The sequence below is a fragment of the Bradyrhizobium sp. LTSPM299 genome (genome assembly GCF_000938235.1).
In the GTDB taxonomy this organism is placed as follows: Bacteria; Pseudomonadota; Alphaproteobacteria; order Rhizobiales; family Xanthobacteraceae; genus Bradyrhizobium.
Window position 1 is genome coordinate 1 of the sequence record NZ_JYMU01000043.1, and the last position, 26,268, is coordinate 26,268.

The 26,268-nt window shown below is 64.3% G+C and carries 24 protein-coding genes; 14 read left to right on the forward strand and 10 right to left on the reverse strand.

The features are described from left to right. Positions 1-306: group II intron maturase-specific domain-containing protein (locus UP10_RS20945; protein ID WP_044589192.1), on the forward strand; the 306-nt coding region annotated here is incomplete at its 5' end. A 246-nt stretch (positions 307-552) separates the two neighbouring features. On the opposite strand, the gene UP10_RS20950 is transcribed toward UP10_RS20945, so the two are convergent. After that, the gene (locus UP10_RS20950) at positions 553-1,638 is read right to left on the reverse strand and encodes a zinc-binding dehydrogenase (RefSeq protein WP_044589193.1); all 1,086 of its coding nucleotides are present in this window, start codon (positions 1,636-1,638) and stop codon (positions 553-555) included. 106 nt (positions 1,639-1,744) lie between these two features. Here UP10_RS20950 and UP10_RS20955 point away from each other — a divergent pair, with 106 nt between their 5' ends. The 3 genes from UP10_RS20955 to UP10_RS20965 all read left to right on the forward strand — a co-directional run bounded on the left by UP10_RS20955 (position 1,745) and on the right by UP10_RS20965 (position 4,658). Beyond that, positions 1,745-2,554, forward strand: coding sequence for a helix-turn-helix transcriptional regulator (locus UP10_RS20955; RefSeq protein ID WP_044589304.1), 810 nt, complete (start codon positions 1,745-1,747; stop codon positions 2,552-2,554). Between the two features lie 299 nt (positions 2,555-2,853). Further along, the gene (locus UP10_RS20960; RefSeq protein WP_044589194.1) at positions 2,854-3,792 is read left to right on the forward strand and encodes an alpha/beta fold hydrolase; all 939 of its coding nucleotides are present in this window, start codon (positions 2,854-2,856) and stop codon (positions 3,790-3,792) included. Positions 3,793-3,890: 98 nt separating this feature from the next. Continuing rightward, complete coding sequence (locus UP10_RS20965; protein ID WP_044589195.1) at positions 3,891-4,658, forward strand: hypothetical protein; 768 nt, start codon at positions 3,891-3,893, stop codon at positions 4,656-4,658. 13 nt (positions 4,659-4,671) lie between these two features. Here UP10_RS20965 and UP10_RS20970 read toward each other — a convergent pair whose 3' ends face one another. Then, positions 4,672-5,079, reverse strand: a complete 408-nt coding sequence (locus tag UP10_RS20970; RefSeq protein ID WP_050043763.1) for a DUF302 domain-containing protein — start codon at positions 5,077-5,079, stop codon at positions 4,672-4,674. A gap of 124 nt (positions 5,080-5,203) precedes the next feature. Here UP10_RS20970 and UP10_RS20975 point away from each other — a divergent pair, with 124 nt between their 5' ends. After that, complete coding sequence (locus UP10_RS20975; RefSeq protein ID WP_044589196.1) at positions 5,204-5,926, forward strand: DnaJ domain-containing protein; 723 nt, start codon at positions 5,204-5,206, stop codon at positions 5,924-5,926. 269 nt (positions 5,927-6,195) lie between these two features. On the opposite strand, the gene UP10_RS20980 is transcribed toward UP10_RS20975, so the two are convergent. Next, the gene (locus UP10_RS20980; RefSeq protein ID WP_044589197.1) at positions 6,196-7,995 is read right to left on the reverse strand and encodes a D-alanyl-D-alanine carboxypeptidase; all 1,800 of its coding nucleotides are present in this window, start codon (positions 7,993-7,995) and stop codon (positions 6,196-6,198) included. A gap of 433 nt (positions 7,996-8,428) precedes the next feature. Between UP10_RS20980 and UP10_RS20985 the strand changes: the two genes are divergently transcribed. Then, the gene (locus tag UP10_RS20985) at positions 8,429-8,770 is read left to right on the forward strand and encodes a phasin family protein (protein WP_044542602.1); all 342 of its coding nucleotides are present in this window, start codon (positions 8,429-8,431) and stop codon (positions 8,768-8,770) included. A 79-nt stretch (positions 8,771-8,849) separates the two neighbouring features. On the opposite strand, the gene UP10_RS20990 is transcribed toward UP10_RS20985, so the two are convergent. Continuing rightward, positions 8,850-10,760, reverse strand: a complete 1,911-nt coding sequence (locus tag UP10_RS20990; RefSeq protein ID WP_044589306.1) for a TadE/TadG family type IV pilus assembly protein — start codon at positions 10,758-10,760, stop codon at positions 8,850-8,852. 528 nt (positions 10,761-11,288) lie between these two features. On the opposite strand from UP10_RS20990, the gene clpS reads away from it, so the two are divergent. Together clpS and clpA are read left to right on the forward strand one after the other, a co-directional pair. After that, positions 11,289-11,621 carry an ATP-dependent Clp protease adapter ClpS gene (gene clpS, locus UP10_RS20995; protein WP_044589198.1) on the forward strand — a complete coding sequence of 111 codons (333 nt, stop codon included), beginning with the start codon at positions 11,289-11,291 and terminating at the stop codon, positions 11,619-11,621. 436 nt (positions 11,622-12,057) lie between these two features. Beyond that, on the forward strand, positions 12,058-14,469 hold the full coding sequence (gene clpA / locus UP10_RS21000) for an ATP-dependent Clp protease ATP-binding subunit ClpA (RefSeq protein ID WP_044589199.1): 2,412 nt from the start codon (positions 12,058-12,060) through the stop codon (positions 14,467-14,469). A 216-nt stretch (positions 14,470-14,685) separates the two neighbouring features. On the opposite strand, the gene UP10_RS21005 is transcribed toward clpA, so the two are convergent. The 3 genes from UP10_RS21005 to UP10_RS21015 form a co-directional block, all read right to left on the reverse strand. Continuing rightward, the gene (locus UP10_RS21005) at positions 14,686-16,107 is read right to left on the reverse strand and encodes an MFS transporter (RefSeq protein ID WP_044589200.1); all 1,422 of its coding nucleotides are present in this window, start codon (positions 16,105-16,107) and stop codon (positions 14,686-14,688) included. A 147-nt stretch (positions 16,108-16,254) separates the two neighbouring features. Next, on the reverse strand, positions 16,255-16,608 hold the full coding sequence (locus UP10_RS21010) for a PilZ domain-containing protein (RefSeq protein WP_044542599.1): 354 nt from the start codon (positions 16,606-16,608) through the stop codon (positions 16,255-16,257). A 186-nt stretch (positions 16,609-16,794) separates the two neighbouring features. After that, positions 16,795-17,751, reverse strand: a complete 957-nt coding sequence (locus UP10_RS21015) for an AraC-like ligand-binding domain-containing protein (RefSeq protein ID WP_044589201.1) — start codon at positions 17,749-17,751, stop codon at positions 16,795-16,797. A 226-nt stretch (positions 17,752-17,977) separates the two neighbouring features. Here UP10_RS21015 and UP10_RS21020 point away from each other — a divergent pair, with 226 nt between their 5' ends. After that, positions 17,978-18,994: a carbon-nitrogen hydrolase family protein gene (locus tag UP10_RS21020; RefSeq protein WP_044589202.1), complete on the forward strand. Its 1,017-nt coding sequence runs from the start codon at positions 17,978-17,980 to the stop codon at positions 18,992-18,994. Positions 18,995-19,121: 127 nt separating this feature from the next. After that, a complete protein-coding gene (locus UP10_RS21025) occupies positions 19,122-20,159 on the forward strand; it encodes a phenylacetaldoxime dehydratase family protein (protein ID WP_044589203.1) in 1,038 nt (345 codons plus the stop codon). A 23-nt stretch (positions 20,160-20,182) separates the two neighbouring features. Here UP10_RS21025 and UP10_RS21030 read toward each other — a convergent pair whose 3' ends face one another. Continuing rightward, positions 20,183-21,034 (reverse strand): LysR family transcriptional regulator, encoded by an 852-nt coding sequence (locus UP10_RS21030; protein WP_044589204.1) that lies wholly within the window; start codon positions 21,032-21,034, stop codon positions 20,183-20,185. Positions 21,035-21,138: 104 nt separating this feature from the next. Between UP10_RS21030 and UP10_RS21035 the strand changes: the two genes are divergently transcribed. Further along, complete coding sequence (locus UP10_RS21035; RefSeq protein WP_044589205.1) at positions 21,139-22,152, forward strand: bile acid:sodium symporter family protein; 1,014 nt, start codon at positions 21,139-21,141, stop codon at positions 22,150-22,152. 13 nt (positions 22,153-22,165) lie between these two features. Here the strand turns inward: UP10_RS21035 and UP10_RS21040 are convergent, their stop codons facing one another. Beyond that, on the reverse strand, positions 22,166-23,095 hold the full coding sequence (locus tag UP10_RS21040) for a glycine/sarcosine/betaine reductase selenoprotein B family protein (protein WP_044589206.1): 930 nt from the start codon (positions 23,093-23,095) through the stop codon (positions 22,166-22,168). Between the two features lie 120 nt (positions 23,096-23,215). On the opposite strand from UP10_RS21040, the gene UP10_RS21045 reads away from it, so the two are divergent. The 3 genes from UP10_RS21045 to tsaA all read left to right on the forward strand — a co-directional run bounded on the left by UP10_RS21045 (position 23,216) and on the right by tsaA (position 25,670). Then, positions 23,216-24,136, forward strand: a complete 921-nt coding sequence (locus UP10_RS21045; RefSeq protein WP_044589207.1) for a lytic transglycosylase domain-containing protein — start codon at positions 23,216-23,218, stop codon at positions 24,134-24,136. Positions 24,137-24,200: 64 nt separating this feature from the next. Continuing rightward, on the forward strand, positions 24,201-25,175 hold the full coding sequence (locus UP10_RS21050; RefSeq protein ID WP_063775390.1) for a Bug family tripartite tricarboxylate transporter substrate binding protein: 975 nt from the start codon (positions 24,201-24,203) through the stop codon (positions 25,173-25,175). Between the two features lie 3 nt (positions 25,176-25,178). Further along, complete coding sequence (gene tsaA / locus UP10_RS21055; protein WP_044589208.1) at positions 25,179-25,670, forward strand: tRNA (N6-threonylcarbamoyladenosine(37)-N6)-methyltransferase TrmO; 492 nt, start codon at positions 25,179-25,181, stop codon at positions 25,668-25,670. A gap of 141 nt (positions 25,671-25,811) precedes the next feature. Here the strand turns inward: tsaA and UP10_RS21060 are convergent, their stop codons facing one another. Then, positions 25,812-26,234 (reverse strand): HIT family protein, encoded by a 423-nt coding sequence (locus tag UP10_RS21060; protein WP_044589209.1) that lies wholly within the window; start codon positions 26,232-26,234, stop codon positions 25,812-25,814. Between the last annotated feature and the right edge of the window lie 34 nt (positions 26,235-26,268).

Consider the following 26,268-nt stretch of genomic DNA (forward strand, 5'->3'; position numbering starts at 1 on the left):
CGCATGGTTGAGAAAATCCACGCACTGACGGACCGAACGGGGACATGGCAAGAAACCACAAAGCTGGTGGGCAAGGTGAACCGCACGCTGCGCGGATGGGCGAACTACTTCAAGGTAGGCACCGTCAGCAAGGCGTATCGGGCACTCGACAGCTACGCAGCGATGCGGTTGCGCCGGTGGTTGCAGTTCAAGCACAAAACCAGGCGTCGCAAGGGCGGGACCTATCCACTCCCGCACCTTTACGGGCACTTTGGGCTCGTACGCCTGAGCAGGCTTGGGCACGACGTGCCGTGGGTGAAGGCGTGAAGTTTTGTCCGAGAGCTGGATGCGGGAAATCTGCCTGTCCAGTTCGATGAGCGGGGTGTGAAAACGGGGCCATGGTCGAACCAGTGAGGCACCGCCAAACGAAAGGGGCGGAAACAGATATGTTCGAACCTAAAGCTACCGCGTCACACCTCGACTCTACCCATCGCTTCATTTCGCTGCTGCACAGCGACCGAGTCGTGTCAGGAGCAAAGCAGACTCCAACATCGATGCGTCATGCCGCCAAGTTTATGAGTTCGGCGTCAGCACCGTCATCCTGAACGGCCCGCCATTGGCGGCGGCGTGCGCCACCGCGTTGTTGGCGTGGTCGAGGTCGAATGTCGTCACCTCGAACTGATCGAGCTGCAACAGTCCGGCCCGGATCAGATTGACCATGCCGAAGGTCGCCTCCGACGGACACATCCAGACGCCGTGGATGGTGATGCATTGGCGCATGATCCAGGGGTAGGGCAGGTCGAGCCCAGCGCCGCCCAGCATCCCGACACCGCCCATCAGCACGACGCGTCCGTAAGGCCGCACCGCCATCACGGCGGCGCGCACCGTCGTGGTCGTGACCGACGGCGGCATCAGGTCGAGTACGAGGTCGATCGGGCCTGGGGCTGCCTGCCGCATGCGCTGCCGATCATCCTCTTCGTTACCGCTGAGTTTCACCGGACGAACGCGCGGGCCGAAACGCCGGACAAGATCGGCCAGCATCTTTTCGTTGCGGCCCGGCGCGACCACGCAGGCCGCTCCCATCGCGAGCGCGACCGCGACCGCCGCGCTGCCGAAATGGCCCGTCGCGCCGGAGACCAGCACCGTTTCGCCGGGTTGCAACCGCGCCACGAGAAAGCCGCCATAGGGCACGAGGCAGGCGTTGAGCGCGCACCAGGCTGGCGCGTCGGCGGCGTCGATTGCGCCGATCCGCTTGACGTTCTCGGTCGGCAGCAAGGTCTGCTCGGCGAACGAACCGTGGCGGAAGTGCCGCTGCAATTTGAGGCCGCCTTCGCCGCGTGCGCTCCAGCCCTGCAGCGTGATGTCGGGCGAGATGCTGTCGTCACGCGAGCGGAAGGTCGGATCGCAGAACACCCAGTCGCCGACGGCCAGATGGGTCGCGTCGGGACCTGTGGCACGCACCCGCCCGATGCCGCCGGGGCCGGGCACTGCTGGCAGCTCGAGCAGATATTTGCGTGCGCCGCTGAACACCTCGTCGGTGTAGGACAGCACCGGCGCCGCCATCACGTCGACGATGACCTCACCCGTGCCGATGCGAGGGGCGGGCACGTCCTCGATCGCGAGCGCCGAACCGAATGACTTCAAGACTGCTGCTTTCATGGGTCTCATCCCTGGTTGAGACCAGATGATCGTCAGCGCGGTTGCGGTCAGCAAGACCTGGTATTATCCTAGGATTACTGGACCCACGTTTGATGGCAGGATCGCGATGGCGGGCACGCAGCAACGCGAGCTTCAAACTGAACTTGGCGATTTCCTCCGCTCGCGACGGCAGAAACTGACGCCGAAGCAGATGGGCATCGCCGCAGGCCGGCGCCGGCGCACGCCGGGCCTGCGCCGCGAGGAAGTCGCCGAGCTCGCCGGCATCGGCGTCGACTGGTACATCCGGCTCGAGCAGGGCCGCTCGGTCAGCCCCTCCGTCACCACGATCGACGCACTGGCGCGGGCGCTGCGCCTGAGCAAGGCCGAGCATGCCCATCTGCGCGCGCTGACCCGCGACGGTGATCGCCGGCCGTTCGCGCCGGAGGTTGTCCCGCCGGCGATCTGGCGGACCGTCGAGAGCCTGAACCAGCCGGCCTATGTCACCGGCCGGCGCTGGGACGTTCTCGTCTGGAACGCAGCCGCCGAGGACATCTTTGGCTTTGGCAAGCTGCCGGAGCCGGATCGCAACGTGCTGATCTGTGTGCTGGCCAACCCGGCGACACGGCGTCTGTTCGGCGCCGGCTGGGCCGACGAGGCGCGGCGGATGGTGGCCCAGTTCCGCGCCACCCACGACCTCTGGGCCGGGGATCCGGCGTTCCGCGAGCTTTTGGCGCGTTTGCGAGCCGGCTGTCCGGAATTCGAGGGCTGGTGGGGGGCGCACGATGTCCGCGGCGTCAGCGCCGGGTACAAGCTCATAAAGCACCCCCGGCGTGGCCAGCTCCGGCTGGAATATGCCAGCTTCCAGGCCAACGACGATCCGGCACTGAAGCTCGTCATTTACACAGAAGCTCCGGCAAAGCCCGTAGTCGCACGGTGATTTCGGTCACGGAGTTGTCAAAAAAGCGGAACAAAGCTGCCCCCGACAGGGTTTTCCCTCTACTTTTAGCGACAGGTCGAACCCAACGTTGAGAGCCTGCGTCGTAGGTTCCAGGAGGTACGATTTTCCGGAAACGTGTGCGATTGCACAATGTATGGGTGCATCGCACAATGAACATGCTGCGGAGTCACAACATTTAGACTTCCTGTCACGTCGCTGTGACCTATATGCTGAAGAAGGAGACCGAAGAGTCTCCGGGCGAAAAATAGCCCTTGGTTGGCGGGCGCCTTGAGGACGTCATGAAACGTGGAATTGCCGTTCTGCTTTCTCTCTCCGTGGTGGTCACTGCCGCGTACTTCACCGCGAGCAAGTGGGCGATCCGTCACGAGACCTTCACATTCAAGGATCCGACTCGCGATGAGCGCGTGGTCGCGGTCGACGTGGCGGTGCGCCGCGACAAGGTGATGCAGGCCGACGCCGGCATGATCACGCTGCCGGTGGCGATCCTCAATCATGGTAATACCGTCAAATTCACCGAATATTCCTTCCTCGCGAACGTGTTCGCGGCGCGCGGCTATCTGGCGGTCAGCATCCAGAACGACTTGCCCTCGGATGGGCCGATGGTGACCAAGGTCGGCGAGATCTTTGTCGGCCGGTTGCCGCAATATCAGCGCGGCATCACCAACATCAAATTCGCCATCGAAGAAATGAAGAAGGTCGAGCCGAACGCGGACTACAGCAAGCTGACGATGGTCGGCCATTCGAATGGCGGCGACATCGCAATGTATTTCGCCAAGCAGTATCCGGACGAGATCAAGAAGGTCGTGACGCTCGACAATCTGCGCGTGCCGTTCATGACCGACGGCAAGTTCAAGATCCTGTCGTTCCGCTCCCACGACTCGCAGTTCAAGCCCGATCCCGGGGTCGTGCCGGACGCGGAGGAATGCGAGAAGGCGGGTATCACCGTTGTGAACACCAACTTTCAGCATAACGACATGCGCGACACCGGCCCGGACGCTGCCAAGAACTCGATCCAGGCCATGCTCGATAAATTCCTCGCCGACACCGACAGCGATGTCGCGCCGGTCGACACCAGGAACGCGCCGCCGAAGATTTTGGAGCCGGGGCCGGTTTCGCTCTACGTGCCGGTCGAGAAGCCACAGACCTTGACCGACAAGGTCAAGAAGGCGCTGACCGTGAAGAAGACCGAGAAGGATCCATCCTCGGCGACGAATTGATTTTGGCTGCCCGGCGTCGGTCCGGGCAGGTCCGCCGGTTGCATTGACCAATCCAATATCCCGGCCCACATAAGGCTTGCTGAAACAAGCGAGCAGTGATGGCTGGCGAGCCAACCAAACCAACATCGGGAAACAGCGGGCGCGCGGCGGATGCGGCTGACGCGCGTAAGGCCGGTGCGTTACCGGAGGCGCGGACGTCAACGGCTGACGACATCGCCGCGTTCGTGGCGAAGGCGCACGCGATGTCGCCGCACCGTGCCGGCGCGCGCGGCAGGCTGGTGTTTGCGCTCGACGCCACCATGAGCCGGCAGCCGACCTGGGACATGGCCTGCGCGCTGCAGGCGGACATGTTCCGCGAGGCCGCCTCGCTCGGAAGCCTCGATATCCGTCTGGTCTACTATCGCGGCTTCAACGAGTGCCGTGCGACGGGGTGGATTTCCGATAGCGCGCAGCTGGCGAAGCTGATGGGCAAGATCGACTGCCAGGGCGGCAATACCCAGATCGGCAAGGTGCTCTCGGAAGCGCGGCGCGAAGCGGTCGCCGCCGGCGTGCGTGCGGTCGTGTTCGTCGGCGATGCGATGGAGGAACGCCTCGACGATCTCTGCACCAAGGCCGGCGAACTCGGCCTGCTCAAGGTCCCGGTTTTCATGTTCCAGGAGGGCGAGGACGCCGTCGCCGAGCAGGCATTTCGCGAGATCGCGCGGCTGACCGGCGGGGCATGGTGCAGGTTCGATCCCGGCGCCTCGGCTCAGCTCCGCGAGCTGCTGCGCGCCGCCGCGGCCTACGCCGCCGGCGGTCGTGACGCGCTCCTGCAACTGGCGAAGCGCACGCGCGGCGCGGCCACGCTGATCGGCCAGATGAAGTGAGCGATGCGCTGCGTCACGCGGTTGATGACGTCACGACTTTCGCAAGCGCCCTCAGCATTCCCGACATGTTGGCCGCCACGGTCTTGGTCTGCTCCGTGATGCCGTGCCGCTGCGCAAGCCAGGCAGGGTCATTGTAGGAAAGCCAGGTGTCGCCGGCTTCATCCTGCCAGACCAGCGCCTTCAACGGCAAGTCGATGCCGATCGTCTGCGCGGCTTGCATCAGCGGCGTGCCACCCTTCGCGTTGCCGAAGATCAACACCGCGGTGGGGCGGAGCGCAAGGCCCACGCTGGCCGCGCCCGCGGCGTGATCGATCTGCGCGAACACGGTGAGCCCGCTCGCCTGCAACTCGGCCTTCAGCCGATCAGTGGTTTCGTTCAGCCCGAAGCCGCTGCGTAGGCTGACCAGTCCCTCAACTGCCATAGCGTTCTCCCTCGGCTCCCGTCCCGCAGGCGACCTGGAGCGAATTATCTTACTGCGACGCTTCACGCTGCAGTGAGGCGAAGCTTCGCATGCTTTTTATCTCCGGGACGCCTATATTCCGCGCATGCCAACCCTGATCGTCGGCGTCGTCGCCGTTGTCGTCATTTATTCCGCGCTGCAGATGTTTCGTGCGGCCAATCCGGCTGCGCTTGCGCGCATGGTCAAGATCGGGGGCGGCGTGCTCGCGCTCGCGGTCGCGGCCTTCACCGGCGTCAAGGGCGAGCTTGCGGTCGCCATTCCGCTCGGCATCTTCGGCGCGGGATTGCTCGGCTGGTCGCCGTTCGGGAGCACAGGCTTTCCCAATCTCGGCGGCATCTTCGGCGGCGCGCAGCGTTCGTCGGGACAGAGCTCGCGGGTGCGCTCGCAATATCTCGACATGAGCCTCGATCACAACAGCGGCGTGCTTAAGGGCCAGATCGTGGACGGGCCGAACGCCGGGCGGATGCTCGACGAGTTCGATCTGCCGCGATTGCTGGCGATGGTCCCGAGCTTCGATGCCGAGAGCGTCGCGCTACTTGAAAGCTATCTGGACCGCCGGTTTCCCGCCTGGCGTCAGGACGCGCAGGGCGACCGGGCAGGGGGGCAACGCCGTGCGACGGCGACCGGCAAAATGACTGATGAGGAGGCCTATCAGATCCTTGGCCTGCAACCGGGAGCGACCCGCGACGAGATCGGCCGCGCCCACCGCGCCCTCATGAAGAAACTGCATCCCGACCAGGGGGGGTCGACGTACCTCGCTGCCCGGGTAAACGAGGCCAAGGATACTCTGCTTCGCACGCATCTCTAACTCGCTCCGCAACGCCACATACGCCACAAGCCGAGAGCTGCTTCCGTCTCTGATCGAACGCCCGGTGTCGCCTGCCGTTGTCCGGCATGGTCGATCGTCCCTTGGTGAGAACTTAACCGTAAAAGCTTGACGAGAAGTTTTCGCCGGCGCGCGACGCACGGCGACGGCTGATCAATTTTCTGGACCGTGCGCCAAAAGCAACAAGGCCGGCGCTTGCGGCGCCGGCCTTGTTGCTTTGAAATCTTGCAGATTTCAGATGATGTGGAAGCTCAGTTGCGAACGGTGATGCAGGAGATGTCGGCGCGCTTCAGCGCCTTGCATACCGCTTCGGCCTGGTCGCGCTCGAGGCCGGCGAAGCGGGCGCGGTAGAGCTTGCGATCGCCCTTCGAGACCACCGGCTCGGTGAACGGATCGGCCTTGCTGAGCAGGCCGCGGGCCGAATTGCGGGCAAGGTCGATGCGCTGCTTGGCCTGGTCCTCGGACTCCAGCGCGCCGACCTGAATGATCCAGCCGGTATGGGCGCCGGCCGCAGCCGACCTGATTGCGGTGTCCTGCTGGACGACGGGCTGGCTACGGGCGGGTTCGATCGACGCCATGGCCTGCGATGTGGCCGGCGCGGGCGCCTGCACGGCCGAGGCCGGCAGCACGCCGAGGATGCCCTTGCCGGTGCCGAAATTGGCCGGCTGCGGCGGCATCTCAGGCCTGGAGGTCTCGGTGGCCCGCGCCATCATCGCATTGGAGGTCTCGGCGACTTCGGCGCGTGGCGGGATGGTGCTGGTGATCGGCGGCGCCGACTGCGCCGGGCCGGCGGCGGCGAGTTTGATCTGGCCGGCCTTGACCTGCACGGTCTTCACCTTGACCGGCTTCATCGGCTCAGCCGAGCCTGGGATCGCTGCGATCGGCTGGGTCTGGATCACGCCTGAGGTCAACGGCGCCGGTTCGGGCTTGGCCTGCGGCTCCGGCCTTGCAGGCAGCGGCGGCAGGGAGGCGGCGGCCGCCGCGATCAGCGAGGGCTTGTTGGCCGGGCGCGGCGCGGGGGCCGGCATGGTGGCCACAGCAGGTTCGGAAGCGGCGGCCATGCTGTCGGACGCGCGCGGAGCGTCGTCGGCGTCGGCGACTTCGACGTTCGCGTCAGCCGGGTTGCGCTCTGTGATCGCGATAGCGGTGCGGGTCGTCGCGCCCTTGACGATATTCTCTGCGAGCAAATTGCGCATGATGGCGTCGCGCGAACCGCCGCTTCGGCCGCCGAGCACCACGCCGACCAGGAATCGGTTGCCGCGGTGGATCGAGGTCACGAGGTTGAAGCCGGAAGCGCGGGTGTAGCCGGTCTTGATGCCGTCGACGCCCTCGACGCTGCCGAGCAGATGATTGTGGCCGGTGATGGTGTGGCCGCGGAAATTGAACGCCGTGGTCGAGAAGTAGCGGTAGTAGCGCGGGAAGCGATCCTGGAGCGCGCGGCCCAGTGTCGACTGGTCGCGCGCCGTCGTCAGTTGCTCGTCGTTGGGCAGGCCTGAGGCGTTGCGATAGACGGTCTTGCTCATGCCGAGCGCGCGCGCCTTGCGCGTCATCATCCTGGCGAAGTCGTCCTCGTTGCCGCCGATCGCCTCTGAAATCACCACCGCGGCGTCGTTGGCCGAGCGGGTGATGAGGCCCTTGATGGCGTCTTCGACCCTGATGGTCTGGCCGGGCCGCAGGCCGAGCTTGGTCGGATCCTGTTCGGAGGCATGCTCGGAGACCGGCATCTCGGTATCGAGTTTGATCTTGCCGGCATCGAGACGCTCGAACAGCAGATAGAGCGTCATCATCTTGGTGAGCGAGGCGGGGTGGCGCAGGCCGTCGGGATTGCTGGAGGTCAGCACCGCGCCGGAATTGCCGTCGACGATGATCGACGCGAATTGCGGGCTGTAGCTCTCGCGCGCCTCTTCGCTGTGATGATGGCGGGCGTAGTGGCGCCGGTAACGGCGCGCCTCGGCGCTGTCACTGGTGATCAGGATCGCTGTGGTGAGGGTAACGAGCCCGAGAACGCCAACTCGCAACGCGCGCGAGGAAGCCAAGGTTGTGCGAAGCATTTACTTCCCCGTCCCAATTTCTATCTAGATCACCGGCTCGTGAGGCGAAATTGTGCCCGACGGCCGCCGATCCTTGCCTGTGCAACATACCGGTCCGGGCAGAATGCTCGGGCCGCGGTGGCCGCTCAGATCGCTGTTCTAGCTAAGATGCTGTTCACAAACAGTTTTCAGACTGTCTGTCGGAAGACGAACAAAGTCCAAGAATCAGGGTAGGCGGGCCAAGTTTCTAAAAGATTAAGCAACCGTTGCGTAGTCCCCCGGAGTTTATCGCAAATGGTCGAAATCGGGACGCGACGGTAAGGTTGATTGTGCATTGCACAATTCTTCTTGACTATTTTGTGCAGTGCACTATTCTATGGATGTCAGGGGGCCGGGAGCTTCCCGGCAATGGGAACGCACACGTTCAAGAGTCTGGGAAAAGGAAATCTCCATTATGGTCAAGATTGAAGACATTCAGAGCTACGGCAAAGAGCACATGGAATCGGTGACCGCTTCCGCAAGCAACCTGCAGAGCGGCGTCCAGGCGATCGCCACCGCCTACGGCGACTACGCCAAGAAGTCCTTCGAGGACACCAAGTCATTCGTCGAGAAGCTGTCCGGCGTGAAGTCGATCGACAAGGTGCTCGAGGCGCAGACCGAGTTCGTGCGCGCCTCCTACGAGACCTTCGTTGCGGAAACGCAGAAGATCGCCGGCCTCTACAGCGATTGCGCCAAGCAGACCTTCAAGCCCTATGAAGGCCTGGTTTCCAAGTTTACGCCGGCGGCCTCGCACTAATCATCACTGCCAGGCACTGACGACAAAATAAAAGCCCGGCTGGTTCAGCCGGGCTTTTTTTGTGAGGTGTGTTGCGGTGCTACTTCGCCACGCGCAGCTTGCTGAGAGCCGTTCCGATCGTGTTGAACGTCGTCACGATCTGGCTCGAGCTGGTCAGCATGTAGAACTTGTCGGGGCTGCTCGCACAGTTCTGCAGCACGGTCGAGGTAGGGTCCTGGGGCGAGTCCGTATTCACCTGGATCGTGTAGATCGTGTACATCGGATTGCCGTTGGTATCCTTCGCATTCTGCAGATTCTGGCACATCAGCGCCTGCCGGACGTCGATCGGATTGCCGTTCGCCTGCGAGCTGCCGTCGCCGTAAGCGGGCCAGCGGTCTTCCGTGTTCAGGCCGTCCGACAACAGGATGATGACCCGGTTGTATGTGGTGTTGGAATCCTCCGCCGGCGTGTTGAGCGGGCCGTTCGGCAGCAGCGACTGCCACCCCCACGCCAATCCGACCGCCTGATCGGTGCCGCCGGTCGGCTGCATCGCGTTGACTGCGGTCTTCAGCGCGCTCCAATTGTAGCTCAGCGGAATGATCGGCTCGAGCGGCGTCGAGGCGCTGCTGCTGCAATAGGACGAGTTGTTCTCGTAATACTCGTTGGCCGGAAACTGCGTCGTGACATCGTGTGTGTCCGGCAGCACGCCTGTTGCATCGTTGGGCTGGGTGCGGTCGGTGATGCAGCCGGTCCAGTTGGTGATGGGATTGGTGGACGCCTGCTGCCAGTTGTTCGTCACCGTGGGCGTCGGATTGGCTGCCGTATACTGGTTGTTTGTCCAACCAACAACGGCGCTCACCCGCGGCTGGTACGTGTTGTGTGCGGTGTCGTTCGGTCCGGGCTGCGTCCAGTCGTGGGTATAGATATATCCGGAGCACGATTTGACGCCGCCGGTGGTGCTGCAGCCGCAACCAGTGACGGGCAGACCGAGCGAATTCAACGGGCAGCTACAATTGTTGTTTCCCGTGCAAAATACCTGGGCGGTGGTGCCGACCTGTGTGCTGACCCAGCAGCCATTGTACAGCGTGTGGGAATTGTAATCGACGCTCGGGCAGATGTAGCCCTTATAGGTGCCGCTCGACGGAACCGTCGACGCGGACTGGGTGCTGGTCGGGCTCTGCTGGCAGGTGAAGCCGCCGCTGCTGTTGGTCCACGGGCATCTCGCGCCTGGTCCCACCGCATGCCAGTTGATCGGAAGCCCCGCCTGGAGGCTGTTACTGGAGCCACTGGTGACGGCATTGGCAGGCTGGGTGGTCGGCGGATTCAGCCAGTCGGTCCAGTCGATGTAGCTCTGGGTGTAGTTCGAGGCGCCGACATTGACGACCTTGGCGAACGGGATGACGGAGATATAGACGTCGCCGTTGGTCTTGCTGAGCGCACTGAGCTGGTCGATCAGGCCGCCGGATCCGGCCACGGCGTTGCGCAGCGCGGTGATCTTGCCGTTCTGGGCCATCGATCCCGTGTTGTCGAGGACCAGCGCGACGCGCATCTTGGCGTTGCCCCAGGTCGAGGTCGAGCTGCTGTTGAAATTGATGTTCGGGGAGTAGCCCGCAAATTTCAGGAAATCGGTGTTCACGGAGGCGGACCCCTTGACCAGGACGGTCGAGGTGCTGGAGCTGGAGGCCGCCGTGTAGGTTGCGCTGAAATTGACCGACTTGGCATCTGTGTTGGTGTAGAGCGCGGTAAAATAGGCCTGCGCCTTGGCAGCGACCTGCGAGGTCGTGATGGTGCCGCTGCTCAGGTCCTTTGCGACCATCAGCGCGGTGGAATCCAGCGCCGCCTGCATCGAGGAGCGGGCGCTGTTGGCGCGGGAGTAGTCGATTGCCACCCCCACGAAGCAGACGATCGGCACGGCTGCGATGGCAAACATGGCTGCGATGTTACCGTCGGTTGCCGCGGAGAATCGGGCGGCGGCGGCGCGGAGGCGACTGAGAAAAGCTGTTACAAGCATGATGCTCTCGTCGAAATGAATTGAGGGCGTCATCTCTACGCACGCCGCTAAACAGATGATGAATCCCGGCATCGAAACCGGGCACGGGCGGCCGCTGGCGATGAAAAGTAGGGCAAAAGCCGCCGATACCCTCAATGCCCGCTAAATCGGTTAGCGGACTCCTTTGTCAAACCCGGCAGAAATGATTAACCTTGCCGGGATTGCCGCGCCGGGAATCGGTCCGGTTTGGGTCCAGGTGCGTGCGGAGCTTCTGTGCTTGCGGCACGGCGCCGGCGGCCCCATATTCGTGGGGCCGATCCAGCCGCTGGATCGGACCGGGAGCGGCAATCTGGAAAGCGTTGCTGGGAGTTCCGCTATGGCTACTGCGGCAATGATGACCGCTGCGGCAATTGCGAAACGCCCCCGATACGCCAACCGGTTTCCCCTGGGGAATTCGAACGCTGAGCCATGCTGCAATCCACGTCCACAGCCTTTTCGTCTGAGTTGATTTCGTCCAGGCCGGCGGCATCAACCGCGCGCGCCCCGAGCATGAGCGGCGACGAGAACCGCAATAGCGGGGCCGGCGGCCCGTCGAGTTCGGTGATCACCAAGGTCAAGCCGAAGACCAAGCGTCCGAACCTGTATCGCGTCCTGATCCTGAACGACGACTACACGCCGATGGAGTTCGTCGTTCACGTGTTGGAGAGGTTCTTCCAGAAGGACGCGGAGGCGGCCAACAAGATCATGCTCCACGTTCACCATCACGGGATCGGTGAATGCGGCGTGTTCACCTACGAGATCGCCGAGACCAAGGTGACGCAGGTGATGGATTTCGCGCGCAAGCACCAGCACCCCCTGCAATGTGTGATGGAAAAGAAGTAGTTCGCCGGTAACGGCTGGCCCGCCGGAAACCGGAACGGGTCTTGCATTCTCAACAGGTGCGGCGCCGTCACTTGCCATGACGCCGGCGACGGACATCCCCGCATGATTGCGGGGCCCGGTTGCGCGACTCGGTTTTGCCGGAATTTAGAGGGAAACTAGCGCGTTTTCGAGCGAAGTCGATGCTGGTTCGCGCTGGGAAAACGCGTCAAAACAAGAATCTAGAGCCCCGTTCCGATTCAATCGGAGCGGAAACGGCTCTAGGATATGATCCGGAAAAATGCGTAGCGATTTTCCGAAAAGATCATGCTCAATCAAGCTGTCGGAACCAGCCCTTTCGCCACGATCCGACGTAACTATATCAAGGGGCATGACAAAGGTTGTTGTTGCCTGACCGGGTAATGGCGATCATGATGGCCGGGGGCCTTAGAGGACGCGAATGCCAACTTTTTCCCAAAGCCTTGAACAATCCCTGCATCGTGCATTGGCGATCGCAAACGAGCGTCACCATCAGTACGCGACGCTCGAACACCTTCTGCTGTCGCTGATCGATGACTCGGATGCGGCCGCGGTGATGCGGGCCTGCAGCGTCGATCTCGACAAGCTGAGGACCAGTCTCGTCAATTATCTCGAGACCGAATTCGAGAACCTCGTGACCGACGGCGCCGACGACGCCAAGCCGACCGCCGGGTTCCAGCGCGTGATCCAGCGCGCGGTTATCCATGTGCAATCGTCCGGTCGCGAGGAAGTGACCGGCGCCAATGTGCTGATCGCGATCTTCGCAGAGCGCGAGAGCCATGCGGCGTATTTCCTGCAGGAGCAGGACATGACGCGCTACGACGCCGTCAATTACATCAGCCATGGTATCGCCAAGCGCCCCGGCGTCTCCGAGGCGCGGCCGGTGCGCGGCGTCGACGAGGAAACCGAGACCAAGGGCAACGAGGACGCCAAGAAGAAGGGCGAGGCGCTCGATACCTATTGCGTCAATCTCAACAAGAAGGCGCGTGACGGCAAGATCGATCCGGTGATCGGCCGCAATGCCGAGATCAATCGCGCCATTCAGGTGCTGTGCCGCCGCCAGAAGAACAACCCGCTGTTCGTCGGTGAAGCCGGCGTCGGCAAGACCGCGATCGCGGAAGGCCTTGCCAAGCGGATCGTCGACAGCGAAGTGCCGGAGGTGCTGGCGGCCGCCACCGTGTTCTCGCTCGACATGGGCACGCTGCTCGCGGGCACCCGCTACCGCGGCGATTTCGAGGAGCGCCTCAAGCAGGTGCTGAAGGAGCTGGAGGCGCATCCGAACGCGATCCTGTTCATCGACGAGATCCACACCGTGATCGGCGCCGGCGCCACGTCCGGCGGTGCGATGGATGCATCCAATCTGCTGAAGCCCGCGCTCGCGTCCGGCACGATCCGCTGCATGGGCTCGACCACCTACAAGGAATACCGTCAGCACTTCGAGAAGGACCGCGCGCTGGTGCGGCGCTTCCAGAAGATCGACGTCAACGAACCGACGGTGGAAGACGCGATTGCGATCCTCAAGGGCCTGAAGCCCTATTTCGAGGATTACCACCGGCTGAAATACACCAACGAGGCGATCGAGGCTGCGGTGCAGCTCTCCTCGCGCTACATTCACGACCGCAAGCTGCCCGACAAGGCGATCGACGTGATCGACGAGTCAGGCGCGGCGCAGATGCTGGTCGCCGAGAACAAGCGCAAGAAGACGATCGGCATCAAGGAGATCGAGACCACGATCGCGACCATGGCGCGGATCCCGCCCAAGAGCGTGTCCAAGGATGATGCCGAGGTGCTGAAGCATCTCGAGACGACCCTGAAGCGCACGGTGTTCGGCCAGGACAAGGCGATCGAGGCACTGGCGGCGTCGATCAAGCTGTCGCGGGCAGGCTTGCGCGAGCCGGAAAAGCCGATCGGCTCGTATCTGTTCTCGGGTCCGACCGGCGTCGGCAAGACCGAGGTGGCAAAGCAGCTCGCGGCCTCGCTTGGTGTCGAGCTGATCCGGTTCGACATGTCGGAATACATGGAGCGGCACACCGTGTCGCGCCTGATCGGTGCGCCTCCCGGCTATGTCGGCTTCGACCAGGGCGGCCTGCTCACCGATGGCGTCGACCAGCACCCGCATTGCGTTGTGCTGCTCGACGAGATCGAGAAGGCGCATCCCGATCTCTACAACGTGCTGCTGCAGATCATGGATCACGGCCGGCTGACCGACCACAACGGCAAGCAGGTCAACTTCCGCAACGTGATCCTGATCATGACCACCAATGCCGGCGCGGCTGATCTCGCACGCCAGGCCTTCGGCTTTACCCGGTCAAAACGGGAAGGTGACGACCACGAGGCGATCAACCGGCAGTTCGCGCCGGAATTCCGCAACCGGCTGGATGCGATCGTTTCGTTCGCGCATCTCAATGTCGACGTGATCGGCATGGTGGTCGAGAAGTTCGTGCTGCAGCTCGAGGCGCAGCTTGCCGACCGTGAGGTCACGATCGAGCTGTCCGAGCCCGCCAAGGCCTGGCTGATCGAGAACGGCTATGACGAGCAGATGGGCGCGCGTCCGATGTCGCGCATCATCCAGGAGCACATCAAGAAGCCGCTGGCCGACGAGGTGCTGTTCGGCCAGCTCAAGGGCGGCGGCCATGTCCGCGTTGTCCTGATCAAGGACGAGGCGACAGCCAAGGACAAGATCGGCTTCGAGTTCGTCGAGGGTCCGGTGACGCCGAAGCCCGAGAAGCTTCCCGGCGGCGCCCGCAAGCGCAAGCCGAAGTCGGGCGGCGGCTCCAACGGCGGCGGCGGCTCCAAGGCGCCGCCATCGCGTGGGCCGCTGGTCAAGGCCTGACGCCTTCACGACGAGTGAAATCGAAAAGGCCGGCTGCAGAGCCGGCCTTTTTGTTTGCGGCACGCAACGGCCGATCAGAGCATGATGCTCTCAGATCAAATCTTGCGCCCAGAGCATGATCCGGAAAAATGTGTAGCGGTTTTCCGAAAAGATCATGCTCAAAACAAAGGGATAGAGCGGGATGACGATTCGAAGAAGAGTCATCCCGTTCTAGCGTCACTCGCCCTTCAGGCGCTGGCTCTCGTGGACCCGCACCCGTTCGGCGCCCTGGCTGCCCGCCGTTGACAGCCTCAGCATGCTGAGCGCAGCGCCGACCACGGCAAAGCCGACGCCGACCATGAGCGAGATCCTGGTGCCGTCAGCCGGAAAGCGCGCCAGCAGCAGCGCTACCAGCGACGCACCGATCGTCTGTCCCAGCAGGCGTGCCGTTCCGAGCATTCCGCTGGCCCCGCCCGAGCGCTCGCGCGGGGCTGCGGCGATCATGGTGCGGTTGTTGGGGGTCTGGAATAAACCAAAACCCACGCCGGCGAGCGCCATGCGCCAGATCACGTCGAACGGCGAGGCGGCGGCCGGCATCAGCGCCAATGTGCCGAGTCCCACCGCGAACACCAGCAACCCGATGCCGCCCAACAGGCCGGCCGGATAGCGCTCGACCAGCCAACCTGCAATAGGAGCTGCGAATCCGACCGCGATCGGCCACGGCGTGATCAGCAGGCCGATCTGCACCGCCGAATATCCGAAATGGCTCTCGAGATAAAACGGCATCGCGACAAAGGCCAGCATCTGGCCGCAGAAGGAGGCGATCGACGTGCCGATCGACAGCGCGAAAATCGGAATCCGCAGCAGGTCGACCGGCAAGAGCGGAGCGGCAAGGTGCGTCTGCCGCCGGACCAGCAACAGGCACGCGATCGCAGCGATGGCAAATTCGGACAGACAGAGATACAGCGCCTCGCCATGGCCGGCGCTGTCGATCGCGGCGATGCCAAGCCCAAACGTAACGGCGCTGAGCCCGGCACTTTGCCAGTCGAAGGCGTGGACGGCCGGCCTGGTGTGCGGCAGATAGCGCAAGCCCAAAGCCAGTGTCACGATCCCGAGCGGGAGGTTGATGGCGAACAGATAGGGCCATGTTCCGACCGCCAGGATGAACGAGGCCACGGTGGGGCCGACCGCGGCCGAGATGGCGACAACCAGCGCGTTGAGGCCGATGCCGCGGCCGAGCAGATCTCTCGGATAGGTGAAGCGGACCAGCGCGGCGTTGACGCTCAGGATTCCGGCGGCGCCAAATCCCTGCACGATGCGCGCCACCGTCAGCAGCGGCAAATTATGCGCCAGCGCGCAAAACAGCGAAGCCAGCGTGAAGAGCAGCAGCCCCGCCAGATAGACACGGCGATAGCCGATGATTTCGCCGAGTGAGGACAACGGCAACAGCGAAATCGTGATCGCCAATTGATAGCCGTTGACGATCCAGATCGAAAACGCGGGGCTCGCGTCGAGATCCCGGGCGATGGTGGGAAGCGCAACGTTGGCGATCGAGCCATCGATCACGGCTATCAGGAGGCCGAGCGCAATCGTGAAAATGGCCCAATTGCGTTGTGGCTGCGGCAGGCCGTCGGCATGCTCGATCGTTGCTGACGACATGTCGTAAACTGGCCTTCGGTTCCTGCATTTGCGGAGCTCTACCGCATGCTGGATTAGCCTGACCTTTGCAACCCCCGAAAATGCCGGGCCGCCTGCGGGAACGGGGCGTCAGGTCGTAAATTTGGCAGCCGCGAGAACGCGCGCAGCTCAGCCTTCGCCGAGCAATTGCTTGATGCGGCGCTGCAGCTGCCGCTTCTTGATCTCGCTCCTGCGCAGGCGCTCGTCGAGATCGCTGACCGGGGCGTCCGATGTCATGATGCGGAAGGCGAGGCCGACCTTGTTGGCCTGGCGCCAGATCATCCGGGCCAGGAAGGAGCGGCCCTTGCGCGCGATGGTGAGGTTCATCTCCTCCGGCAGCCTCGCTGCCGTGTCGAATTCGACGCAGGCGCCGGTGTCGCTGATGTTGCGGACCACGCAATCCATCGTAGAGCCGTGCTCGTTGACGGCAGCAACGCCGCCATAGAGCACCTTGTCACGTGCGCCCTGGCGCCGGTCCTGCATCGGAAATCCTCCAAATCAACGGCGGGACTGTATCGGGATGCGGCGCGATGAGAAGGGCGTCGGTGGAACCGGTTGGGATTAAAGTAAATTGATTGCATCCGCCGCGCTGCGGATTCCGCGCCAGTTTTTGCGGCGCAAACGCGCCGCAGGGCCGCCACGAGCCCGCCGCCGCAAGTCCTTGGCCGATCAGTTCGGCAGCCGGCTCTGCCGCCAGTCGCGCGGCGACAGGCCGTAGTGCTCGCGGAACACCCGGCCGAAATGCGAGAGATCGTTAAAGCCCCAGGCAAAGGCGATTTCGCTGACATGGCGATGCGCGTGGGCGGGCGAGGCGAGGTCCCGCTTGCAGTGTTCGAGCCGCTGCGCCAGCACGAAACGCTGGAACGAGGTCTGCTCGTCGGCGAACAGGCTGTTGACGTAGCGCGGCGAGATGCGAAGCGCGGTGGCGGCTTCTGTAAGGCTCAGCTCCGGATTGGGCAGGTGCGCGAGCACATGCGCCTTGAGCCGATACAGCAGCGCCGAGCGATGGGTCGAAGACGGCAGCGCGCCGCTGCCGAGCCGCTCGCTCATCGCCATCGCGAGCAGGTCTGCGGCCTGATCGGAGAGGCGGATCGCATTGTCCTGGTCAAGCCTGTCGGCGACGTCAGAGAGCGCGGCGATGAACTGATAGGCGAGCCGCTCGACCGGGCGGTCCGGCGTGAAGGCGGTTGCCGTGAGGTTCTGGGTGCCGGCAAACCGCCGGTGCAGCATGTCGCGCGGCACCTGAAAAATGGTTTGCGTGAAGTCGTCCGTGAACCGCAATTCGTAGGGCCGCGTCGTGTCGTAGAACGCGAACTCGCCGGGCTGGATCACGGTCTCGCGGCCGTCCTGCAGCACGGCGCCGGCGCCGTGCCGGCCCAATGCGATCAGGACGAAGTCCTCACTCGCTCGCGAGATCCGTGACGGCGTGCGGGTGACGCGCTGCCGGCCCGATGAGACGGTCGAGCACTTGACCGTGCCAAGCTGCGAGCTGGTGATCGCGCCGTGGAAGGCACCGCCGAGGTCGGACTTGCAGTCGAGCTGCACGAAGACATCGCAGACAATATCCTGCCAGAGCGCGAGGCGCCGGTGGGTGGGCGCGTCTTCCGTGGTGAACAGGGCCGGCATGATTTCCTCCCTTCACGAGTCGCAACGCTAGCCACTTAATCCTCTAGCCACTTCATCTTAAAGCAAAATCCGTACCGCATGCCCGCCGGCCGATTGGGGCCGGCAGTCGAGTTTTCCTTCCGTCCCAGTCGAACGGCGGTCCCGGTTTCCGGGCAGCATGATGTCAGAGGCCGACGGGGCCGATCAAGTGCCGAGACGGTAGCATTGCCGGCGGCAGGAGGACATCATGGGCATTGAACATCCGAAATATCGTGTCGCGGTGGTGCAGGCGGCCCCGGCCTGGCTCGACCTGGACGCCTCCATCGCCAAGACCATCGCGCTGATCGAGGAGGCCGCCGCCAAGGGCGCCAAGCTGATCGCGTTTCCGGAGGCCTTCATCCCCGGCTATCCTTGGTACATCTGGCTGGATTCGCCGGCCTGGGCGATCGGGCGCGGCTTCGTGCAGCGCTATTTCGACAACTCGCTCGCCTATGACAGCCCGGGGGCGGAAAAGCTGCGGCTTGCGGTGAAGAAGGCCGGCATGACCGCGGTGCTCGGCCTGTCCGAGCGCGAGGGCGGCAGCCTTTACCTCGCGCAATGGCTGATCGGACCCGACGGCGAGACCATCGCCAAGCGGCGCAAGCTGCGGCCGACCCATGTCGAGCGCACCGTCTATGGCGAGGGCGACGGCAGCGACCTTGCGGTGCATGACCGCCCCGGCATCGGCCGGCTTGGCGCGCTCTGTTGTTGGGAGCACATGCAGCCGCTGTCGAAATACGCGATGTATGCCCAGAACGAGCAGGTACATGTCGCGGCTTGGCCGAGCTTCTCGCTGTACGATCCGTTTGCTACGGCGCTGGGCTGGGAGGTCAACAACGCGGCATCGCGCGTCTATGCCGTGGAAGGCTCGTGCTTCGTGCTGGCGCCATGCGCGACGGTCTCCAAGGCGATGGTGGACGAGCTCTGCGACCGCGACGACAAGCACGCGCTGCTGCATGTCGGCGGCGGCCACGCCGCGATCTTTGGACCTGATGGCAGTTCGATCGCAGAAAAGCTTCCACCCGAGCAGGAAGGCCTTCTCATTGCCGATATCGACCTCGGCGCGATCGGGGTTGCGAAGAATGCCGCCGATCCCGCCGGACACTATTCGCGCCCCGACGTGACGCGGCTCTTGCTGAACAAGAAGCCGTCGAAGCGGGTCGAGCATTTTGCTCTGCCGCTCGACACTCTCGCCGGCGACGAGATCGACGCTGCCGCGAGCTGACCCAGAGCCCCGATCCGATGGAATCGGAACGGGGCTCCGGATTCTTGTTTTGACGCGTTTTCTTCACGCGAACCGGTATCCACTTCGCTCGAAAACGCTCTGCACAACCCAACCGGAGGCGACTGCCATGGAATCCGCCATTCCATCCCATCTGGAGACGGCACGGTCCCGTCACCGGCGCGTGCCTGACGACTACGCGCCGCCTTATCCGTCCTTCGTCGCGCGCCACAAGCCCGCGGTCTTGAGCGTGATCATGGCCTATTTCGGGGTACAGTATCGTGGCGAACCGACGGCCGCTGCGACCGAGGCGCTGGCGCAGATTGTCGCGCGCTTTGCCGCGGACAATGGGCCCACGCATTGGGACCGCGCGCAATATGTCGATCAGGCCGGCTTCACCAATGTCGTCTCGGTCGCCTATTGGGACGATGCTGCGCGCTTCGATGCCTGGTTCGAACAGGCACGCGAGGCCTGGACCGGCAGCGGCGCCTCAGATGGCGTCGGCCGCTTCATCGAGGTGCTGCGGCCGCATGTCGAGCGCTACGAAACGCTGTTCTCGTCGCTCGGGCGTCCCGAGGGTGTCGCGGTTCTCGCCGACGGGATGAGCGGCGAGGTGCAGGAGCACGCCTATTGGGGCGGCATGCGCGATCGCATCCCGCTGTCGCAGACCGACCCGATGGCGCCGAACGGAGAGCCGCGTGCCATCCGCGACGGTGCGCGCATCCGCGTGGTCGCACACGACAATCTCTGCCTGATCCGCTCCGGACAGGATTGGAGCGACACTGAAGATTCGGAACGCAAGATGTATCTCGACGATGTCGAGCCGGTGCTGCGCGAGGGCATGGATTTCCTGCGCGATGACGGCGGGCCGATCGGCTGCTACGCCAACCGCTACATGCGTGTCGTCGATGCGGACGGCCGGTTGACCGAAAAATCCTACGGCCAGAGCTGGTGGAAGAGCCTGGCGACGCTGGAGCGCTGGGCAGAATCGCACCCGACCCATGTCAGGATTTTCGGTGCCGCGATGAAGTACCTGTCGACGCTCGGGCCGAGCGCCAAGCTCAGGCTGTATCACGAGGTCACGGTCGCCGCCGCCGACGAGCAGTTCTTCGAATATCTCGGCTGCCACGAGCGGACCGGAATGCTTGGCGCGGTCCAGGCCGCCTGATGTCTGCTGTTGCGCTGATCGATCTATGGCCGCAGCCGGCTGCTCTGCGTTGTAATCGCCTGGGCCAGCTCGACGGCAGGACCGCGCCTGGTCCTGCGCGTCGTGCGGACCACGAATTCGACGTGGCCGAGCGGCGGCAGCGCTGCGGCTGTCACCTCCACGAGGCCATCGGGGAGCAACGACAGCGCTTGTGGTGTGACGCCGAGACCGGCGAGCGCCGCGGCGCGCAGCCCGCTGAGACTGCCGCTTGAACACACGATGCGCCATGGTCGCCGAAGCCGCTCCATAGCCTCGAGCACCACGCTGCGGGTGACGCTCGGTGGCACGTAGAGGATCAGGGGCAGGGGCTGATCGGGATCAAGCCGGAAGCCGGGCGCGCCGGCCCAAACCAGGCGGTCCTGCCAGATCAACTGCCCTTGCGTGTCGCCGGGGCGGCGCTTGCCCAGCACGAGGTCGAGCTCGCCAGTATCGAGTTGCTGGTAGAGCACGGCGCTCGGCCCGATCGTCAGTTCGAGATCGACCTGCGGGTGCCGGCGGACAAAGTCGCGCAGCAGGTCCGGCAGGCGCGAATTGGCGAAATCCTCGGCGGCGCCGAAGCGGATCTTGCCGCGGACCTGCGATCCTGCGAAGTAGTCGCGGGCCTGCGCATTGGCGTCCAGGATCGGGCGCGCGAAACCCACCATCGCCTCGCCGTCAGCCGTGAGCACCACCGAATGGGTGTCGCGCACGAACAGGCGGCGGCCGGTCTCGGCCTCGAGCTTGCGGATGTGCTGGCTCACCGTCGACTGCTTCAGGCCGAGGCGGCGGCCCGCCTCGGTGAAGTTCTGCGTCTGCGCCACGGTGAGGAAGGTTTCGAGCTGCGCCGGGTCGAGCATGGCTGGCACCTATCATTACATAACGTAGTGACAGTAACATCGGTAAGCGCAATTCACAATCGGCGGCTTCGGGCGCACCTTTCAGAGACGGAAAGGAACCCGCCATGAACACCACCCGGTTGCGATCATTTATCCCCGTCGATCCCTACATTGCCGCCATCGTCGGCATGGTCGGTCTCGCCACGCTGCTGCCGCTGCACGGGCAGGGGACCGTCATCGGCGGCTACGCCACCGAGGCGGCCATCGCCCTGCTGTTCTTCCTCCATGGCGCCAGGCTATCGACGACCGAGGCGTTGGTCGGCGCCCGGCACTGGCGCCTGCATCTGGTGATCTTCCTGTCGACGTTCGCGTTGTTCCCGTTGCTCGGGCTGGCGGCGCATGCGCTGGCGCCGCATCTGCTGACGCCGGCGCTGTGGGCGGGCGTGATCCTGATCTGCATCCTGCCGTCGACGGTGCAGTCGTCGGTCGCCTTCACTTCGATCGCGCGCGGCAATGTGTCGGCGGCGCTGTGTTCGGCGACCGCGTCAAACCTGCTCGGCATCGTCGCGACGCCACTGCTGGCGGGCGTCCTGCTTTCCAGCCATGGCGGGTTCTCCGGCAATGCCGCGCTCGACATCGTGGTCCAGCTGCTGCTGCCGTTCGTGGCGGGACAATTGTCGCGGCCGCTGATCGGGCGCTTTGTTGCCAGGCATCACACGCTGCTCGGCCTGGTCGACCGCGGCTCGATCCTCCTGATCGTCTACACCGCGTTCAGTGACGGCGTGAGCCACGGCATCTGGCACCAGGTCAATGCGACCCAGATGGTGACCGTGCTCGGCATCGATGCGATCCTGCTCGTCATGGTGCTGTTGATCACCAATTTCGGCAGCCAGCTGCTCGGCTTCTCCCGCGCCGACCGCATCGCCATCATGTTCTGCGGCTCTAAGAAGAGCCTGGCGAGTGGGTTGCCGATGGCCAGCGTGCTGCTCGCCGGGCAGTCGGTGGGATTGATCGTGCTGCCGCTGATGCTGTTCCATCAGATCCAGCTGATGACCTGCGCGGCACTGGCGCGACGTTACGCGGGCGCCACAGAAGGTGTTTCACGCGCTCCGGCCTCGTCGCTCGTGGAGGCGCATTGAGACAAGCCAGGGTCTACGCGACGCGCAGGCCCTTGGCGATTTCCTTCTGGGCGTCGAATTCGCGGCGCAGACGCGCCAGCTCCTCGGGGCTGAGGGCGTCGGCATTGCTGTAGTCGCGCTTCCAGGCATGATCCTCGCTCCAGCGCAGCGGCGACTGCACGGTGGTTTGCGCCGCAGGCGCGGTCTCCAGCACGCGCAGCGCCAGCTCCAGCGTGAAGGCCTGCGAGGCCACATCATGCGGCTTGCCGGCGGAGTTGCCGAGCGGGAAGTCGGAGAACAGGAAGCGCGGCACCGCGGCGTGCTCGACGATGTCCTTGGCGCAGCCCATCACGACGGTGGGGATGCCGTTCGCCTCGAGGTGCCGCGCGACCAGGCTGACGGTCTGGTGGCACACCGGGCAGTTTGGCACCAGCACCGCGACGTCGACAGCATCAGCACGGCAGCGCTCCAGAATTTCGGGCGCATCGGTCTCGATGGTGACGCGGTGGCTGCGGTTGGTCGGCGCCCCGAAGAAGCGCGGCGCGACCTCGCCGATCCGGCCGGCCTCGGCGAGGTGTTTGAGCTGCGCCAGCGGGAACCAGGTGCCGCTGTCCGTGGCCGAGGTGTGTATGCGGTCATAGGCGATGTGGGAGATCCGCATGTCGTGCGGCTTCGACGTGTCGCCGTCATAGACCGAATAGAATTTGGCGCCGCCATTGTATTTCGCGCCGGGGCCCTGGTCGCCTTTGGCGGGATCGAATGGTGCCGCGGTCGTGATGAGGGCGACGCGGGACTGCTTGAGCGGCTTCTGCAGCGGCTGGAACGGCGCGGAGGTGTAATGCGCCCAGCGATAGGGCGTCGTGTAGCCGATCGCCGTGTAATAGTCGCGGGTGCGCTTCATGTAGCCGATTGGGGCGTCGTCGTCGGGCGCGAAGCCGAGCTGGTCGTCGGAAGATGCGGCCATGTTACGCTCCCTTTTGCGCGCCATCATTGTCAGCCATAGCTAGACCAGGGGCTCGCGGTGTCAAGCCGCGCTGCGCGGAGCAGAATTGCGATGCGAACAGGCCTGTGCGCCGGACTGGGCATGCTTGCGATGCTGGCCTCGCCGATCGGCGCCGGCGCGGAAGACGCGCCCCGGTACGCGCGGCCGAGCGTCGAGGAGCTCGCGATTCCGCCGGAGAAGCCGGTTGACGGCGCGCACGAGAGCGACACCCGCGAGGCGATGTGCCTGATGATCGAGTCGGCGGCGCGGGCCAACGACCTGCCGCTCGAATACTTCGCCCGCGTGATCTGGCAGGAGAGCCGATTCCAGTCCGATGCTGTGGGGCCGGTCACCCGCAGCGGCGAGCGCGCGCAGGGCATCGCGCAGTTCATGCCGGGGACGGCCAACGAGCGCGGGCTGCTCGATCCCTTCAATCCGGTGCAGGCGCTGCCGAAATCGGCCGAGTTCCTGAGCGAGTTGCGCGGCCAGTTCGGCAATCTCGGCCTTGCCGCTGCCGCCTACAATGCCGGCCCGCGGCGGATCCAGGAATGGCTTGACGGTACCGGATACATGCCGCAGCAGACGCGCGCTTACGTGTTCGCGATCACCGGCTCCAGCGTCGACGACTGGGCTGCCGCCGGCCGCACCGGCAAGATGCCCGATCGCGCGCCGACGTCGAGCTGCCGCGAACTGATGGCGCTGTTGACGCGTGCGCTGAATCCATTCGTGGCCGGGCTCGAGCAGCACGTCACGCTGTCAGCCGCCAGACTCTGGGGCGTGCAGCTCGCCGCCGGCTTCAGCCGCGACAAGGCGCTCGCAATGTATGCCCGCGCCATCAAGCGGCTGTCCGCCGTGATCGGCGACCAGGACCCGAGCCTGTTGAGCTCCCGCCTGCGCACCCGCGGCAGCGCCACTTTCTACCAGGTTCGCATCGGCACCGACACGCGCCCCGAGGCCGACGGCCTCTGCAGCCGCATCCGCAAGGCAGGCGGGGCGTGCTTTGTGCTGAAGAACAAGGCGTGAGCTTTTGCGGTGACCGCATATTCCGCTACTGTCGCGCCCGAGAAATAACAACAGGGGAAACGGCATGAAATGGCTGGCGTCAGCATTCATCGTCGGTCTTGTCGCTGCACTTGCGACAGCGCCGCAGGGCCACGCCGCCGACTATCCGACGCGACCAATCAAGCTCGTCGTGCCCTATGCCGCGGGCGGACCGACCGATGTGCTCGGCCGTATCGTCGGTGAATATCTCGGGCGTGACCTCAAACAGACGGTCATCGTCGAGAACAAGGCCGGCGCGCAGGGTGCGATCGGCGCAGAAGCCGTGGCGCGCTCCGATCCCGACGGCTACACGCTGTTCGTGACGGCGGCCTCGATCTTCGTGCTCAATCCGCTGCTCTACAAGAAGCTCTCTTACGATCCCAGGGATTTGCGGGTGCTGGCTGTCATCACCGATGCGCCGATGATTATGGAAGTGAGCCCTTCGGTGCCCGCCACGACGATCGCCGAGTTCGTCGCCTATGCGAAGAAAAATCCGGGCAAGCTCAATTTCGGATCGGCCGGCACCGGCGGCACGGTTCATCTAGCTGGTGAGATGTTCAAGCAGATGGCAGGTATTGAGATGACGCACGTGCCCTATAAGGGCGCAGGACCTGCGCTGACCGACTTGCTCTCAGGCAATATCCAGCTGATGTTCGATACGCTCGGCACCGCGCTGCCGCCGGTCAGGTCAGGCCTGCTGCGCGCGCTCGGCGTCAGCTCGCCCCAGCGCGTTGCCGATGTGCCGGACGTGCCGACGATTGCCGAGAGCGGCTATCCCGATTATGCCGTCAGCGTCTGGTATGGTATTGCGGCGCCGTCGAAACTGTCTGACGACGTCGCTGATAAGATCAAGGCGAGCCTCGACCGGGCCTTGAACGACGAGGCATTTCGCGCTTCGCTGGTTCGGATCGGTTTTCCGCCGCTGCGTCCGAAGAGCCAGGCCGAGATCGATCAATTCGTGGACGCCGATCGCGCGCGCTGGGCGCAAGTGGTCAAGACGCTGAACATATCGTTGGACTGAGACATGGTACGTGAAATGGAATTGCGCCAGGGCGAGATTGCCGTCGACATGCCGTCGGCGCGTGATGCCGGCCTCGTCTTCATCGGCCGTATCCGCACCCCCTGGACCTCGCGGCTGGCGACGCCGCGGCAGGGACGGCATGACGGCCCGGTGTGCCGGCTCGAGATCTTCGAGCCCTGGACTGCCGCGCTCAAGGGCGTCGATTTCTATAGCAACCTCGAAGTGCTCTATTGGCTGCACCAGTCGCGCCGCGACATCGTGCTGCAGAGCCCGAAGAACAACGGCAACACCCGCGGCACCTTCTCGCTGCGCTCGCCGGTACGCCCCAATCCGATCGGGACCTCGATCGTGAAGCTGGTCGCCGTCGAGGGCAACGTCATCCTGGTGCGCGGCCTCGACTGCCTCGACGAGACGCCGCTGATCGACGTCAAGCCAGACAGGTGCGAGTTCACTCCGCTGGCGCCGCCGCAGGCAGGGGACTTTGAGACGGAGTAAGCCGTCATTCCGGGGCGTCGCGCAGCGACGAACCCGGAATCCATGGCGCCGCAGGTTCGGTCGCCAGTTGTTTCGGAGTTTGTGGATGAATGGATTCCGGGCTCGCGCCAAGTGGCGCGCCCCGGAATGACGACAGTGGGGTTACTTCAGCGCCGCGATCAGCTTCGCCGCATTCTCCTCCAGCACCTTGCCATCTTCCTTCTTGCTGGCGGGCGGCAGCAGCGCGACACCATCATGCCGCGGCATCACATGCATGTGCAGGTGGAACACGACCTGGCCACCGGCGGGCTCGTTGAACTGCTGCACGGTGATGCCGTCGGCGTTGTAGGCCTTCATCGCCGCAGAGGCGATCTTGTGAGCGGCCCGGGCGACATGGGCGTAATCATCGGGCTTGATGTCGAGGATGTTGCGGGCAGGGGCCTTCGGGATCACAAGCGTATGGCCTGGCGAGCGCGGCATGATGTCGAGGAATGCGAGCACGTGCTCGTCCTCATAGACCTTGTAGCAGGGGAATTCGCCGCGCAGGATCTTTGCGAAGGGGTTTTGCGGGTCATAGGCGGTCATGGTTGCGGCTCCTCGGCTCAGGTCTTCTTTTTGG